General features: G+C 71.7%; 13 protein-coding genes. 6 read left to right on the top strand and 7 right to left on the bottom strand.

The features are described 5' to 3' along the window. Complete coding sequence (locus tag ACIP9H_RS36285) at window positions 1-1,836, top strand: bifunctional serine/threonine-protein kinase/glutamate ABC transporter substrate-binding protein (protein ID WP_401593256.1); 1,836 nt, start codon at window positions 1-3, stop codon at window positions 1,834-1,836. Window positions 1,837-1,869: 33 nt separating this feature from the next. Here the strand turns inward: ACIP9H_RS36285 and ACIP9H_RS36280 are convergent, their stop codons facing one another. Genes ACIP9H_RS36280 through ACIP9H_RS36260 form a run of 5 tightly spaced genes read right to left on the bottom strand, consistent with a single transcriptional unit; the run spans window position 1,870 to window position 7,691 of the window. Further along, window positions 1,870-3,648: an HAD-IA family hydrolase gene (locus ACIP9H_RS36280; protein WP_401593254.1), complete on the bottom strand. Its 1,779-nt coding sequence runs from the start codon at window positions 3,646-3,648 to the stop codon at window positions 1,870-1,872. Between the two features lie 59 nt (window positions 3,649-3,707). Then, window positions 3,708-4,820: an ABC transporter ATP-binding protein gene (locus ACIP9H_RS36275; RefSeq protein WP_401593252.1), complete on the bottom strand. Its 1,113-nt coding sequence runs from the start codon at window positions 4,818-4,820 to the stop codon at window positions 3,708-3,710. Between the two features lie 14 nt (window positions 4,821-4,834). Then, on the bottom strand, window positions 4,835-5,662 hold the full coding sequence (locus ACIP9H_RS36270; RefSeq protein ID WP_401593249.1) for an ABC transporter permease: 828 nt from the start codon (window positions 5,660-5,662) through the stop codon (window positions 4,835-4,837). Beyond that, window positions 5,650-6,543, bottom strand: coding sequence for an ABC transporter permease (locus ACIP9H_RS36265; protein ID WP_401593246.1), 894 nt, complete (start codon window positions 6,541-6,543; stop codon window positions 5,650-5,652). The genes ACIP9H_RS36270 and ACIP9H_RS36265 overlap by 13 nt, the downstream gene beginning before the upstream one ends. Then, window positions 6,540-7,691 carry an ABC transporter substrate-binding protein gene (locus ACIP9H_RS36260; RefSeq protein ID WP_401593243.1) on the bottom strand — a complete coding sequence of 384 codons (1,152 nt, stop codon included), beginning with the start codon at window positions 7,689-7,691 and terminating at the stop codon, window positions 6,540-6,542. Before ACIP9H_RS36260 ends, ACIP9H_RS36265 begins: the two co-directional genes overlap by 4 nt. Window positions 7,692-7,965: 274 nt before the next feature. Here ACIP9H_RS36260 and ACIP9H_RS36255 point away from each other — a divergent pair, with 274 nt between their 5' ends. Beyond that, window positions 7,966-8,733: a GntR family transcriptional regulator gene (locus ACIP9H_RS36255; protein WP_401593241.1), complete on the top strand. Its 768-nt coding sequence runs from the start codon at window positions 7,966-7,968 to the stop codon at window positions 8,731-8,733. Here ACIP9H_RS36255 and ACIP9H_RS36250 read toward each other — a convergent pair. Beyond that, complete coding sequence (locus ACIP9H_RS36250; protein ID WP_401593239.1) at window positions 8,708-10,096, bottom strand: sensor histidine kinase; 1,389 nt, start codon at window positions 10,094-10,096, stop codon at window positions 8,708-8,710. The two genes, ACIP9H_RS36255 and ACIP9H_RS36250, sit on opposite strands and share 26 nt — an antisense overlap. Window positions 10,097-10,107: 11 nt before the next feature. Continuing rightward, complete coding sequence (locus ACIP9H_RS36245; RefSeq protein WP_401593237.1) at window positions 10,108-10,821, bottom strand: response regulator transcription factor; 714 nt, start codon at window positions 10,819-10,821, stop codon at window positions 10,108-10,110. Window positions 10,822-11,124: 303 nt separating this feature from the next. Between ACIP9H_RS36245 and ACIP9H_RS36240 the strand changes: the two genes are divergently transcribed. The 4 genes from ACIP9H_RS36240 to ACIP9H_RS36225 all read left to right on the top strand — a co-directional run bounded on the left by ACIP9H_RS36240 (window position 11,125) and on the right by ACIP9H_RS36225 (window position 14,480). Continuing rightward, the gene (locus ACIP9H_RS36240; RefSeq protein WP_401593235.1) at window positions 11,125-11,901 is read left to right on the top strand and encodes an amino acid ABC transporter ATP-binding protein; all 777 of its coding nucleotides are present in this window, start codon (window positions 11,125-11,127) and stop codon (window positions 11,899-11,901) included. A gap of 26 nt (window positions 11,902-11,927) precedes the next feature. Then, entirely contained in the window at window positions 11,928-12,845 is a 918-nt protein-coding gene (locus ACIP9H_RS36235) for a glutamate ABC transporter substrate-binding protein (protein ID WP_401593232.1), read from the top strand. A gap of 142 nt (window positions 12,846-12,987) precedes the next feature. Next, window positions 12,988-13,635, top strand: a complete 648-nt coding sequence (locus ACIP9H_RS36230; protein ID WP_401593230.1) for an amino acid ABC transporter permease — start codon at window positions 12,988-12,990, stop codon at window positions 13,633-13,635. Continuing rightward, a complete protein-coding gene (locus ACIP9H_RS36225; protein WP_401593228.1) occupies window positions 13,632-14,480 on the top strand; it encodes an amino acid ABC transporter permease in 849 nt (282 codons plus the stop codon). The genes ACIP9H_RS36230 and ACIP9H_RS36225 overlap by 4 nt, the downstream gene beginning before the upstream one ends. Window positions 14,481-14,560 lie beyond the last annotated feature (80 nt).

The raw sequence follows: 14,560 nt of genomic DNA, 5'->3' as shown, positions 1-14,560 counted from the left end.
ATGAGCACTGAGGGTATTCCGGAGACCCTCATCGACGGCCGCTACGAGCTGCGCCGGCAGCTCGGGCGCGGCGGCATGGGCGTGGTCTGGGAGGCGTACGACAACCGGCTCGGCCGTCAGGTCGCCGTCAAGGAACTGCTGTTCCGCGGTGCGCTGGACCCCGAGACGCAGGCGCAGTGGGTGGAGCGGGCGCGCCGCGAGGCGCAGGCGATCGCCCGGATCGGGCACGAGCACGTGGTCGCGGTGCACGACGTGATCGAGGCCGAAGGCCAGGTCTGGATCGTCATGGAACAGGTCAACCCGCACTCGCTGGCGGACCAGTTGCGCGAGCGGGGCCGGCTGCCGGCGATGCAGGCGGCACGGATCGGTCTGGAGGTGCTGCGCGGACTGCGCGCGGTGCACGCGGCCGGCGTGCTGCACCGGGACGTGAAGCCGCACAACATCCTCTTCCGGCGCGATGGCCGCGCCGTGCTGATGGACTTCGGCATCGCCACCTTCGAGGGCGCGGCCCAGGTGACGCGGCTGCACGAGACCGTGGGCACCCCGCAGTACCTCGCCCCCGAGGTGGCCAACCGGCAGCCCCCCACGCCCGCCGCCGACCTGTGGTCGCTGGGCGTCACGCTGTACGAGATGGTCGAGGGCAGGGCGCCCTTCCGGGGGCCGACGCCGTACGAGGTGCTGGAGGCGGTGCGCACCTCGGAGCCGCCGCCGATGACGCACGGCGGGCCCCTGCGGCCCCTGGTCGACGGCCTGCTGATGAAGGACCCGGCGGCGCGGATGACGGCGCAGCGCGCCGAGCAGTTGCTGCAGCACGTGGCGCAGGAGACCCCGCAGTTCCCTCTGCCCGTCCTCACCGACTACGACCCGCAGGCCACGGGGACGGAGTCGACGCCGGTCCAGGAGCAGCTCACGGACCCGTCCGCGTCGGAGGGCTCCGGGCCGGCCCCGCGGCCCGCCGGGCGCCCCGCGTGGCGGCGCTGGCGCGCGCTGCTGGCGGGCGGCGTGGGGCTGGTGGTGCTGGCGGCGGCGGGCTGGTTCGCCACCGACGGGCTGCGGGACGGCAACGGGCTGCGGCTGGCCGGGTCGCCGACGTACCAGGCGGCCCGTGCGCGCGGCTATCTGCTCGTCGGTGTCAAGAAGGACCAGCCGGGGCTGAGCCAGGCGAACGCCAAGGGCGGCTACGAGGGCTTCGACATCGATCTGGCCTGGGCGATCGCCCGTCATCTGGGGTTCCAGCAGGTCCAGTTCACGGTCGTGGACACGCAGTCCCGCGAGTACCGCCTGAAGGCGGGCCAGGTCGACCTGATAGTGGCGAGCTATTCGATCACGGAACCACGCAAGAAGCAGGTCGACTTCGCGGGCCCCTACTACCAGGCGGCGCAGGACTTCCTGGTGCGCACGAACTCGCCCATCCACGGCGCGCAGGACCTGTTCGGCCGCACCGTGTGCACGGTCACCGACTCCACGCCCGCGGAGCGCCTGCGGAACCAGTTCCCGCTGATAAAGACCGACCAGCAGGCGTCGTACGGGATCTGCGTCGACGAGTTGCTCAAAGGCCAGGTCGACGCCGTCTCCACCGACGACATCATCCTCGCCGGCTACCGGGCCCAGCACCCCGCGCAACTGCGCCTGCTGGGCGTGCCCTTCGGGATCGAGGAGTACGGCGTGGGCATCCAGAAGAACGAGCCCGCGCTGAAGCACGCCATATGCGACGCGATCCAGGACGAGATCACCTCGGGTGCCTGGCGGGCGTCGTACATCAAGCACCTCAAGCCGCTCACCCCGCAGCAGCTCGCGGACCAGCGGCCGCCCGAGGAGATGGAGGAGTGCGCCTGACGGCGCCGGGGTCCCCGGGCGGCCCCGCGGGGCTCAGCGCAGCGCGAAGGTGGTGACGACGGCGGCGTGGTCGGAGGGCCACGCGTTGCCGGCGACGTCGGGCTCGGGGCGGGGCTCGCCGGTGACCAGTGCGGTGGAGTCCAGGACCTCCAGCCCGCGGCCCGCGTAGAGCACGAAGTCGATCCGGTCCTGCGGTTCGGGCTCGGGGTTCACCGGCGACCAGGTGGTGCCGGGGTCGCGCACCGGGTCGGGGCGGGCGTCGCGGTAGGAGTCGCGCAGCCCGGCCGCCTCGGCCTCCAGGGTGACCGGCCAGGGCACCTCGCGGCCGCCGTGCAGCGGGGCCGCCGCGGCGGTCCAGTCCAGGTGGGAGGGGACGTTGAAGTCCCCGACCAGCAGCACCGGGGTGGTGTCGCGGGCGTCGAGGTCGCCGGCCATGTCGTGCAGGATCCGCCGGATCTCGCCGAGGCGGCCCGAGGCCGCCTCGCGCTCGGCCAGTGCCTCCACCGGCAGCCGGTCGTGGAGGGCGTCGTAGGGGCCGTAGGGCGTGTAGTTCAGGTGCGCGCTCCACAGCGTGACGTCGCGGTCCGCGTCGAGACGGACGGTCGCGCCGAGGCCGCCGTAGAACGGGGTGGCGGGCAGGCCGTGGCGGGAGACGATCGGATAGCGGCTGATGACGCCGAGGTTGTCGCCGGCCTGGTGGTAGTCCCAGCCCAGTGCCTCGGCCAGTTCCTTGGCGGAGTGGGTGCGGGTCTCCTGGAGGCCGACGACGTCGGCGTCCGCGTCCAGCAGGACGCGCAGCTGCTTGTCGCGGTGGTCGTCGACCCTCGTGCCGCCGAGCCACAGGTTCCACGTCATGACGCGCAGTTGCCGCACCAGGGGCTCGCCGGCCGCGGCGACCGGCACCCGGACGGTGACCGAGGCGGTGCGCCCGGTGTCGTCGGTGGCGGTGACGGTGACCTCGGCCTCGCCGGGCGCGTCGGGTGTGCCGGTCACGGTGCCGTCGGCGGAGACCTCGGCCCAGCCGGGACCGGCGGCCTTCGCGCACGTCACGGGGGCGCCGCGCAGCAGGCCGCCGACGGTGGCGCGGAAGGGCTCGCCGACGCGGGCGGCGCGGGTGGTGAAGGCGGGGACCAGGAAGGTCGGCGCGCGGTGCACCAGGTCCCGCAGCACCGCGATGCCGGCCCGCTCCAGGCTGTCCAGCACCAGGCGCCCGGGGCCGGGCGGGATCGGCGCCAGGGAGGGCACGGCGAGCACCCGGCAGCCCGCGGCCTCGGCGGAGGCCACGCCGGTCGGGGTGTCCTCGACGGCGACGCACGAGGCCGGGTCGGCGCCCAGGGCGCGGGCCGCGGCGAGGTAGGGGTCGGGCGCGGGCTTGGTGCGCTCGGTGTCGTCGGCGGTGAAGGAGACCGCGAAGCGGTCGCGGCCGAGGACGTCCAGGACGATGTCGACGACCTCGCGGGACGAGGCCGACACCAGCGCGATGGGGACGGCGTGCCGGGCCAGTTCGTCGAGCAGTTCGATCGCGCCGGGGCGCGGCACGGTACGGACCCGGACCCGGGCCGCGAACTCGTGGTGCAGGACGGCGGCCAGCTCGTCGGCGCGGGTCGCCGTCCCGGTCGTGCTCACCAGATGTGCGGCGGTGTGCTCGACGGCCTGACCGAGGACCTCGGTCACGTCGGCGTCGCCGAGCACGTGCCCTAGCCCCGCGGCCACTTGCTCGACCGCCTCCCACCACAGCTGCTCGGTGTCGACGAGCGTGCCGTCCATGTCGAACAGGACGGCCTGGAGCGGGTGGGTCGGAGGGTGGGTCACGGGGCTCTCTTTCAACGGGGTGTGGGGGGATGGGCGGTGCTGTCGGGGGTGCGGTCGGGTCAGGCGGCGCGTGCGGCCACCAGGACGGGACGGTCGGGCAGGGTCAGGGAGACGGCCGCGCCCGGCGGCAGCACGGCGGCCTCGGTGCTGGGCAGGTCGGCCTTGACGTCGGTGCCGTCGGACAGCCGGACGGTCACCCGGGTGATCGCGCCGAGGAAGGCGGTCGCCACGACGTGCGCGTCACCGGTGGGGTCGGCGGCGACGCTCACCGCCTCGGGACGGACCAGCACATCGACGTCGCGGCCGTCACGGTGGTCCTGGCCCTCGGGCGTGCCGCTCTGCGCGGGCAGACGGCGGCCCAGGACCTCGACGTACCCGTCGTCGGCCAGGCGTCCCGGGATCCGGCTGTTGGTGCCGACGAACTCGGCGACGAAGGCGGTCGCCGGGCGGTCGTACAGCTCGGCGGGGGCGGCGCACTGCTCCAGGCGGCCGGCGTTCATGACGGCCACGCGGTCGGCCATGGACAGCGCCTCCTCCTGGTCGTGGGTCACGAACAGGGTGGTGATGCCGAGCTCCAGCTGCAGGCGGCGGATCTCCTCGCGGAGGTTGGTGCGCACCTTGGCGTCCAGGGCGCTCAGCGGCTCGTCCAGCAGCAGCACACGCGGCCGCAGCGCCAGCGCGCGGGCGAGCGCCACACGCTGCTGCTGACCGCCGGAGAGCTGGTGCGGGAAGCGGTCCGCGTGGCTCGGCAGACCGACGAGCTCCAGCAGCTCGGCGGCGCGCTTGCGGCGCTCGGCGGTGCCGACCTTGCGCATGCGCAGTCCGAAGGCGACGTTGTCGGCGACGCTGAGGTGCGGGAAGAGGCTGTAGGACTGGAAGACCATGCCGGCGTCGCGGCGGTGCGCCGGGGTCGAGGTGACGTCCTGGCCGTCGACCAGGACCTGACCGGAGTCGGGGTGCTCGAAGCCCGCGAGCATGCGCAGCGCGGTGGTCTTGCCGCAACCGGACGGGCCCAGCAGGGCGAGCAGTTCGCCGGGCTGCACGGTCAGGTCCAGCCCGTTGAGGGCGGTGGTGGTGCCGAAGGTCCGGCGCAGCGCCCGGAATTCGACGGTGGCGCCGCCGGCGGCGCGCGACACGGCGTCGGTGGGCGGGGCAGGGACGGTGTCGGTCATGGTGTCGGTCACTCCTAGGCGGTGCGTGTCGAGGAACGGCGCCCGCTGAACGCCGTCAGGGCCAGCAGCAGCACCCAGGTGACGAGCAGGCTGAGCACCGAGACGGCGACGGACAACTGGGCCTGCGAACCGCTGGCGGTGACGATCCACACGGCGAAGGGCTGGAAGCCGAGCAGCGAGGCGACGGTGAACTCGCCGAGCACGAGCGCGAGGGTGAGGAACGCGGCGTTCAGCAGCGCCCCGCGCAGGTTCGGGAGCACCGCGTTGACCAGCGCGCGCGGGTAGCTCGCCCCGCAGGAGCGGGCAGCCTCCACCAGGGTGCGCACGTCGATCGCCCGCAGGCCCGCGTCGAGCGCCCGGTAGACGAAGGGCAGCGCCATCACCACGTCCGTGAGGACCAGCACCACGGGGAAGTCCGGGTTCTGGACGGCCACGAACGTCTGGAACAAGGGCGTGCTGGACAGGTACTCCGGGCCCCAGCCCAGGACGGTGCGGACGCCGGCGACCAGGGCGATCGGCGGCACGACCAGCGGCAGCGAGCAGACCACCTCGACCACGGGGCGCAGCCGGGGCACCGACAGCCGCAGCGCCACCATGGCGGGCACCATGAGCAGCAGCACGACGAGCACGGTGGCCACGGCCAGTTCGAGGGAGAGCAGCAGGCTGGTGGTGAAGCCCTCGGCGGTGAAGATCTGCCCGTAGGCGTCGAGGGTGAAGCCCTGGCCGGGGACGTCGACGGTGAAGATCACCGAGGCGGCCAGCGGCACCAGGAAGTAGATCGCGGCGAAGGCGAGGACGAGGGTCCGGCCGGGCCGCAGCCGTGCGGTGGTCACACGAGCCATCGCGCGCTCCGTCGTTGCAGGGGCAGGTAGATCGCCATGACCAGGCCGGCGACGACGACCATGTCGAGACTGAGGGCCAGGCCGACGTTCTCCTGGCCGACCAGCACATTGCCGGAGATGGCGTCGGCGATCTGCAGCGGGACCAGCGGCACCGAGCTGCCGACCATCGCTGCGGCGGTGGCGTACGCGGCGAAGGCGCTGCCGAAGAGCAGCACGAAGCCGCCGAGCAGCGAGGGGGCCAGCACCGGCAGCGCCACGTGCCGCCAGTACTGCACGCCGGTGGCGCCGTTGTTCTGTGCCGCCTCACGCCACTGGACCCGCAGACCGTCCAGCGCGGGGGTCACGGTGAGCACCATCAGCGGGATGAGGAAGTACAGGTAGACGATCACCAGGCCCCAGAAGCTGTAGAGGTTCCAGCCCTTGTCGGCGAGGCCCAGCCGGCGGGTGAGGATGCCCGAGTTGCCGAGGGTGGCGACGAAGGCGAAGGCGAGGGGCACGCCGCCGAAGTTGGCGAGCACACCGGAGGCGGTCAGAACGGCCTCGCGCAGCGCGCGGAAGCGCGAGGTGACCACGGCCTGCGCGAGCAGCAGCCCGCACACGGTGCCGATCGCCGCGGAGAGCGCGGACAGCTTGACGCTGCCCCACAGGGCCGTCAGGTAGGCACCCTGCAGCGAGTGGGTCAGATTGGCCGTGGTGTACGAGGAGGCCCCGGTGGCGGGGTCCTTGACGGTGAAGGCGCCGTTCAGCATGGCCAGGGCGGGGGCCCCGAAACTGATCGCCACGAAGACGAGCAGGGGGGCCACCGCGAGCCAGCCGGCGGAGCGCCGCCGCGCCGGGGACTTCTCCCCGGCGTCGGCGGCGGACGCGACGGTGACGGTCACGAGGTGACGGCCTTGGCCCAGCCCTGGGCCAGGACGTCCTTGGCCTTGTTCTGCTGGTCCTCGGTCGGGAAGGACGGCGTGCCGGTGACCGGGGGAAGCTTGGCGGCGGCGTCCTTGTCCAGGGTGCCGGCCGTCTCCATGGCGGGCATCAGGACGGGGCGGGCGAAGCCCTTCAGCCACAGGTTCTGGCCCTCGGCGCTGTAGAGGTACTCCTGCCACAGGCGCGCGGCCGCGGGGTGCGGGGCGTCCTTGTTGATCGCCTGGGAGTAGTACTGGGCGTACTTGCCGTCCTCGGGGACGACGACCTTCCAGTCCAGGCCCTTGCTGGCGAACTCCTTGGCGTAGCCGGCGTTCAGGTAGTCCCAGTCGATGGAGATGGGCGTCTCGCCCTTCTCGACGGTGGCCGGGGTGGACTCGACGGGCGTGTAGTTGCCGTTCTTCTTCAGCTTGGCGAAGAAGTCCAGGCCGGCCTGGATGTCGTCGAAGGAGCCGCCGTTGGCCAGGGCCGCCGCGTAGACGCCGCCGAAGGCGGAGCCGGACTTGGTCGGGTTGCCGTTCATGGCGACCTGGCTCTTGTACTGCGGCTTGAGCAGGTCGGCGAAGGAGGTCGGGCAGACCTTGACCGCCTTGGCGTCGCAGCCGATGGAGACGTAGCCGCCGTAGTCGTTGTACCAGCGCGCCTGTGCGTCCTTCTGGGCGGCCGGGATGTCGTCGAAGGAGGCGACCTTGTAGGAGGCGAACAGGCCCTGCTGGGCACCGCTGAGCGCGAAGGAGGTGCCGAGGTCCAGGACGTCGGGGGCGCGGTCCTGGCCCTTGCGGGAGGTGACGGCGTTGATCTCGTCCTGGCTGGCGGCGTCCGGGGTCTCGTCGTTGATCTTGATCCCGTACTTCTTGGTGAAGCCGTCGATCAGCTCGCCGTAGTTGGCCCAGTCGCGGGGCAGGGCGATCGCGTTGAGGGTGCCCTCCTTCTTGGCGGCGGCCACGAGGGCGTCCATGCCGCCGAAGTCCTCGGCGGAGGTCGCGGTGGCGGCGCTCTTGCCGTCGGCGGAGGTCTGGGATGCGGGGGCGGAGCCACAGGCGCTGAGGGCCAGCGCGGTCAGGGCAAGACCGGCGGCGACGGCTGCCGCCTTCGGGAGGGACGCGGGCACGGAACTCTCCTGGGTAGGGGTGTCGGGTCCTGGGGGTACGAGGACCGGCATCACTTGTTTGAACAAGTGGACCCCAGTAGGCCCGGCATCCATGTCCTTTCCGTTAACGCAACGAGAACCCCGGACAGCTGCCGAAGGACAGTACGTCGCTGATGACAACCGATTTGTCTCGTCAGGGAGTTGACCGATGCCCGCGCGGACGGAAACAATCCGGCTCGTCTACGCTGACCCCTGTTGTGCGCAGACGGCAGGCGAATGAACGGAAGGGGACGCGGTGACGGCGCGGCACGAGGAGATCGCCGAGGAGCTGCGGCGGGCCATCGACGACGAGCAGTACACGGTCGGTGCCCTGCTGCCCCCGGAGACCGAACTGGCCGCCCGCCACGGCGTCTCGCGCGGCACGGTGCGGCAGGCGATCGCGGCGCTCACCGCCGAGGGCCTGATCGGCTCCCGGCAGGGCGCCCGCCGGGTCGTCCTGGCCAGCCGCCGCAGCCAGAGCTTCGCGGAGCTGCGCAGCTTCGCCCAGTGGGCCCGCGCCATGGGCCGCGCCGCCTCCGGCGAGGTGGTCTCCGCCGAGACCCGGCCGGCCGGCGCGGAGGACGCCGCCCGCCTGCACCTGCGCACGGGCACCGACGTGCTGTACGTCCTGCGTGTGCGCGGGCTGGACGGCGAGCACGTCCTGGTCGAGCGCACGGTGTACGCGGACTGGATCGCGCCCGCGGTGCGGCGCATAGAGCCCGACTGCGAGTCGGTGACCCAGCGGCTGTACGACGACACCGGCCTGGTCTTCGCCTACGGAGAGCACCTGATCGACGCCGTCTCGGCCGGCACCAAGGACGCCGAACTGCTCGGTGTGCGCCGCGGCAGCCCGCTGCTGCGGGTGCGGCGGGTGACGACGACTCAGAAGGGCCGCCCCGTCGAGTGGTCGGACGACCGCTACCGCTCGGACGCCGTCAACTTCAGCATCCACAACTCCATAGGGTCCAACCCGCTGGCCCGTCAGGCCGGTCCGGGCCTCAGGGAGCCGTTCGGGGCACGGTGAGCGTCACGCGCAGCCCGTGCGGCTCGTTCGGGGCGTAGGAGATGCCGCCGCCGCCCTGGGTCAGCAGGACCCGCGCGATGGACAGTCCGAGCCCGGAGCCGTCCACGTTCTGGTGGCGCGGGCTGCGCCAGAACCGGTCGCCGATGCGGGCGAGTTCGTCCCCGTTCAGGCCGGGGCCGCCGTCCGCCACGGTGATCTCGACCCGGCCGGGACGGGTCGCCACGGCGGTGCCGACGCGCACCCGTTCCCCGCTCGGGGTGAACTTCAGGGCGTTGTCGATGACGGCGTCCAGCGCGCTGGACAGCGCGACCCGGTCCGCCCACCCGGTGGCCGCCGCGACACCGTCGTAGGACAGCTCCACCCCCTCGCGGTCGGCGACCGGCCGCCAGGCCTCGACGCGTTCCGCGGTGAGGGCGGCGACGTCGGCGAGGGCGAGGTGCGCCCCGGCGTGCTCGGCGGTGGCCAGGCCCAGCAGGTCGTCCAGGACGGAGGCCAGGCGCTTGCCCTCCTCCTGCACGGAGGCGATCTCCTCGTGTCCCTCGGGCAGTTCCAGGCCGAGCAGTTCGATCCGCAGCAGCAGCGCGGACAGCGGGTTGCGCAACTGGTGCGAGGCGTCGGCGACGAAGGCCCGCTGCTGGTCGAGGACCTCCTCGACGTTGTCGGCCATCTCGTTGAAGGAGCGTGCCAGCCGACGCAGTTCGGGCGGCCCGCCGGCGGCCGCGACACGGGACTTCATACGGCCGGTGGCGATGTCGTGGGTGACCCGGTCGAGCACCCGGACCGGGCGCAGCACCCAGCCGGTCAGCCGGAAGGCCGCCACCACGGCGACGGCCATGGCGGCGAGTTCGCCCGCGGCCAGCAGCAGCCAGCCGCGCAGGATGCGCGAGCGCATCGCGCCGGTCGGCGAATCGGTGAGCACGACCGCCACGACATCGCCGTCGCGCACCACCGGGGAGGCCACCGGCAGCCGGCGGTGCTGCCAGGGCCAGATCTGGCGGGGGTCGTGGCTGCGGCGCCCGGCCAGCGCCTCGCGGTACGCGGTCCGGGCCTCGCCGCCCTCCGGCAGCAGCCAGCCCGCCGGCGCGGAGGCGATCGGCCGCCCGTCGCGGCCGAAGACACCGGCCCGGATGCCGTACACCTGCTGGTACTGGAGCAGGTCGGCCTTGAGCGTGCCCTCGCGTTCACCGCCGGTGTCGGTGTTGACGTACTGGGCGAGCGCGGCGAAGCGCGCGGTGTCGTCGATACGGTCGACGACGACCCGCTGCTGCTGGGCGGCGGCCAGGCTGGCGGCGAGCGGGAACCCGAGCGCCAGCAGCACACCGGCCATGAGCACAATGAGCAGGGGAAGCAGCCGGGTGCGCACCGAGCAGGTCCTCAGGAGGACGGCACGACGAGCCGGTAGCCGACCCCGCGCACGGTCTCGATCAGGGACGGCAGGCGCAGCTTGGAGCGCAGCGACGCCACATGCACCTCAAGGGTGCGCCCGGTCCCCTCCCAGCTCGTCCGCCACACCTCGCTGATGATCTGCTCACGGCGGAACACCACGCCGGGCCGCTGCGCGAGCATCGCCAGCAGGTCGAACTCCTTGCGGGTCAGGGCCACCGGCTCCTCGCCGACCGTCACCTTGCGGGTGGCCGGCTCCAGGCAGACCGGACCCAGCCGGATCGGGCCGCCGTCCACGGCGGTCTCGCCGCCCTCGCCCTCGGCACCGGACACCTCCTGGGCCTTGCGGCGGCAGACGGCGTGGATGCGGGCGAGCAGCTCCCCCGTGTCGTACGGCTTCACCACGTAGTCGTCGGCGCCGAGGTTGAGGCCGTGGATGCGGGAGCGCACGTCGGCGCGGGCGGTGACCATGATCACGGGAATGGCGGTGCGCAGCCGGATCCTGCTGCACACCTCGAAGCCGTCCTGGTCGGGCAGGCCGAGGTCGAGCAGGACCACGTCGTAGGCCGGACCGTGGTCCGGCAGCAGGGCGTGCAGGGCCTCCTCGCCGCTGCGGGCATGCGTGACCTGCAGTCCGTGCTTGCCGAGCACGGCGGCCAGCGCGGCGGCGACCCGGTGGTCGTCCTCCACGAGCAGCAGCCTCATCCGTTCACCTCCCGCCGCAGGGCCTCCATGTTCCGGCAATGACGACCCGTCCCCCGCATCCACGCGGATCGGCGCCTCGCGCGTCAAGCGGCTCCGGGCGCCACGGGCCGACTGTTACGGAGCCGGTACGCTCCACCGGGCCGCATGCTCACCCAGCGTGCAGGAATTGTGCCCATCGGTAATCGGATCGTGATGCTCAAGTTCCCCTCAGATCGGGTGACTCGGTTCCTCCGATGTCAATAGGGTCGATCTTCAAGGTCTGGTCAACCGATGAGTCAACCGACGAGGATGGAGCACACGCCGATGACGGAGGTTCCGGTGACCGAGGACGTCACGGCCACGGCCGACGCCCTGGTCGTGCTGGAGGGCGTGAACAAGCACTTCGGCGCTCTGCACGTGCTCCAGGACATCAACCTGACCATCGGACGCGGCGAGGTCGTGGTCGTCATCGGCCCCTCCGGGTCCGGGAAGTCGACCCTGTGCCGCGCCGTCAACCGGCTGGAGACCATCGACACCGGCCGCATCACCATCGACGGCAAGCCGCTGCCCGCCGAGGGCAAGGAGCTCGCCCGGCTGCGCGCGGACGTCGGCATGGTGTTCCAGTCCTTCAACCTCTTCGCGCACAAGACCGTGCTCGAGAACGTGACCCTCGGGCAGGTCAAGGTCCGAAAGGCCGACAAGAGGTCCGCCGAGGAACGCGCCCGCACCCTGCTGGACCGGGTGGGCGTGGGCAGCCAGGCGGACAAGTACCCGGCCCAGCTCTCCGGCGGCCAGCAGCAGCGCGTCGCCATCGCCCGCGCCCTGGCGATGGAGCCGAAGGTGATGCTCTTCGACGAGCCGACCTCGGCGCTGGACCCGGAAATGATCAACGAGGTGCTGGAGGTCATGCAGCAGCTCGCCCGCGACGGAATGACGATGGTCGTCGTCACCCACGAGATGGGCTTCGCGCGGTCCGCCGCCAACCGGGTGGTCTTCATGGCCGACGGCCGGATCGTCGAGCAGGCGAGTCCGGACCAGTTCTTCAGCAATCCCCGGAGCGACCGGGCCAAGGACTTCCTTTCGAAGATCCTCCACCACTGAGGTTTGCCGACCTAAGGATGATGACGATGAGGTTCCGTACCACTGCCGCCGCCGGGCTCGCCGTCCTGGCACTGACCGCGACCGCCACCGCGTGCGGCAAGGAGGGCTCGCCCTCCTCCAGCGCGCCGACGGGCGGCTCCAGCAGCGCCGCCGCCGCCGAACTGCCCTCGTACACCGTCAAGACCGGCGTGGACCTGGCCGGGTCCAAGACCTGGGACCGGGTCAAGAAGGACGGCAAGCTCGTCATCGGCGTCAAGGCCGACCAGCCGAACCTGGGTTACCAGGACCCCGGCAGCAAGAAGTACTCCGGCTTCGACATCGAGATCGCCAAGATGATCGCCGCCGACCTCGGCTTCGACGAGAGCAAGATCGAGTTCAAGACGATCCAGTCGGCCAACCGCGAGACCGCCATCTCCGGCGGCCAGGTCGACTACTACGTCGGCACCTACACGATCAACGACGAGCGCAAGAAGCAGGTCTCCTTCGCCGGCCCGTACTTCGTCGCGGGCCAGGACCTCCTGGTCAAGAAGGGCAGCGGCATCAAGAGCACCGACGACCTCAAGGGCAAGAAGGTCTGCTCGGCCACCGGCTCCACCTCGATCCAGCGGATCAAGGACGGCGGCTACGGCGCCAAGACCGTCGAGTACGACTCCTACTCGCTGTGCGTGCAGAACCTCGCCTCCGGCCAGGTCGACGCCGTCACCACCGACGACGCCATCCTCAAGGGCTACGCCGCGCAGGACCCGGCCACCCTCGAGGTCATCGGCAAGCCGTTCTCCGAGGAGCCCTACGGCGTCGGCCTGCTCAAGGACGACACCGTCCTGCAGAAGGCGGTCACCGAGGCCCTGAAGAACCACGAGGACAACGGCGACTGGAAGAAGGCCTACGACGCCACGCTCGGCAAGTCCGGCGTGAGCGCGGAGATCCCGCAGCTCCAGTCCTGACCCTCCCCACTCCGGACGGGACCCGGCCCCCACGCGGGTCCCGTCCTTCCCCCGGCACAGCCCGAGCCTGCGAGCCTGACGCGCCGGCGGCCCGGCGCGGCCGCCGGCGCGCCCCTTTCGGAGAATCGGTTTCGGAGAATCGATGAACGTACTGCTGGACAACTTCGCGCTCTTCCGCGAGGGGTTCCTCGGCACGGTCGAGCTGACCGTGCTCAGCGGGGCGATCGCCCTGGTGCTCGGGGTGATCATGGCCGCGTTCCGGGTGTCGCCCGTGCCGCCGCTGCGCTGGTTCGGCACCGTATGGGTCACCCTGCTGCGGAACACCCCCCTGACCCTGCTCTTCTTCGTCGCGGCGCTCGTGCTGCCCCGGCTGGGGCTGAACACCTGGAGCTTCTTCCAGCTCGCCGTGCTCGCCCTGAGCTGCTACACCTCGGCCTTCATCTGCGAGGCGGTGCGCTCGGGCATGAACACCGTGCCGCTGGGCCAGGCCGAGGCCGCCCGCAGCCTCGGGATGACCTTCGGCCAGACCCTGCGCCTGATCATCCTGCCGCAGGCCACCCGCACCGTGGTGGCGCCGCTGGGCAGCCTGCTCATCGCGCTCGCCAAGAACTCCGCGATCGCCGGCGGCTTCAGCGTCTTCGAGCTCTTCAGCGTCCAGAAGACGCTCGGCGAGAAGGGCTACAACATCTTCGCCATCTTCATCTGGGTGGCGGTCGCCTACCTGATCATCACCTTGTTCATCAGCGCCGTCTTCCGGCTGCTCGAGACCCGGCTGGCGGTGGCCCGATGAGCGCGAACGTCCTCTTCGACGCGCCCGGCCCGCGGGCCAGGATCCGCAACCGGGTCGTCGGCGCGGTCGCCGCGCTGGCGATCCTCGCCCTGCTGTGGTTCGTCTACCGGCGGCTCGACGACTCCGGGCAGTTCGCCTCGTACCTGTGGGAACCGTTCCAGTACACCGACATCCAGCAGCGGATCGTCGACGGCCTGCTCGCCACGCTGAAGGCGTTCGCGCTGGCCGTGGTCCTCTCCCTGCTGCTGGGCGCGCTGCTGGCCGCCGGGCGGCTCTCCGACCACGCGCCGGTGCGCTGGACGGCCACCGTCGTCGTGGAGTTCTTCCGCGCGATGCCGCTGCTCATCATGATCTTCGCGCTGTACGTCGGCGTCTTCACCGCCGCCCCGCTGTGGGCCCTGGTGATCGGCCTGACCCTCTACAACGGCTCCGTGCAGGCCGAGATCTTCCGGGCCGGCATCAACGCCGTGCCCAAGGGGCAGCGCGAGGCGGCGTACGCGATCGGCCTGCGCAAGACGCAGGTCATGGTCTCCGTACTGATCCCTCAGGCGGTCCGGGCGATGCTGCCCTCGATCATCAGCCAGGTGGTGGTGACCCTCAAGGACACATCGCTCGGCTACATCATCACCTACGAGGAACTGCTCTACACGGGCAACCTCATCGCCAAGAACAGCGCCGGCTTCCCCTTCATCCCGATGATCATCGTGATCGGGCCGATCTACATCGCAATGTGCCTCGCGCTGAGCGCACTGGCCAACTGGATCGAACGCCAGGGCCGCCGCAGCCGCAAGGGCGCCCCGCCCAGGGCCGGTGACATCAAGGCCGTGGAGGCCGCGGCGGAGTGACGGTGCGCCAGGCGCACCACCCCCCGCCAGGTGTCGTCACTTGACGCACGCACGCGCAGTGGGTTGCATACGCAATGTGA

This window comes from Streptomyces sp. NPDC088732, assembly GCF_044751205.1.
GTDB lineage: Bacteria > Actinomycetota > Actinomycetes > Streptomycetales > Streptomycetaceae > Actinacidiphila.
Note: the sequence above shows the minus strand (reverse complement) of the source record. Positions and strands in the feature narration are given on the sequence as shown.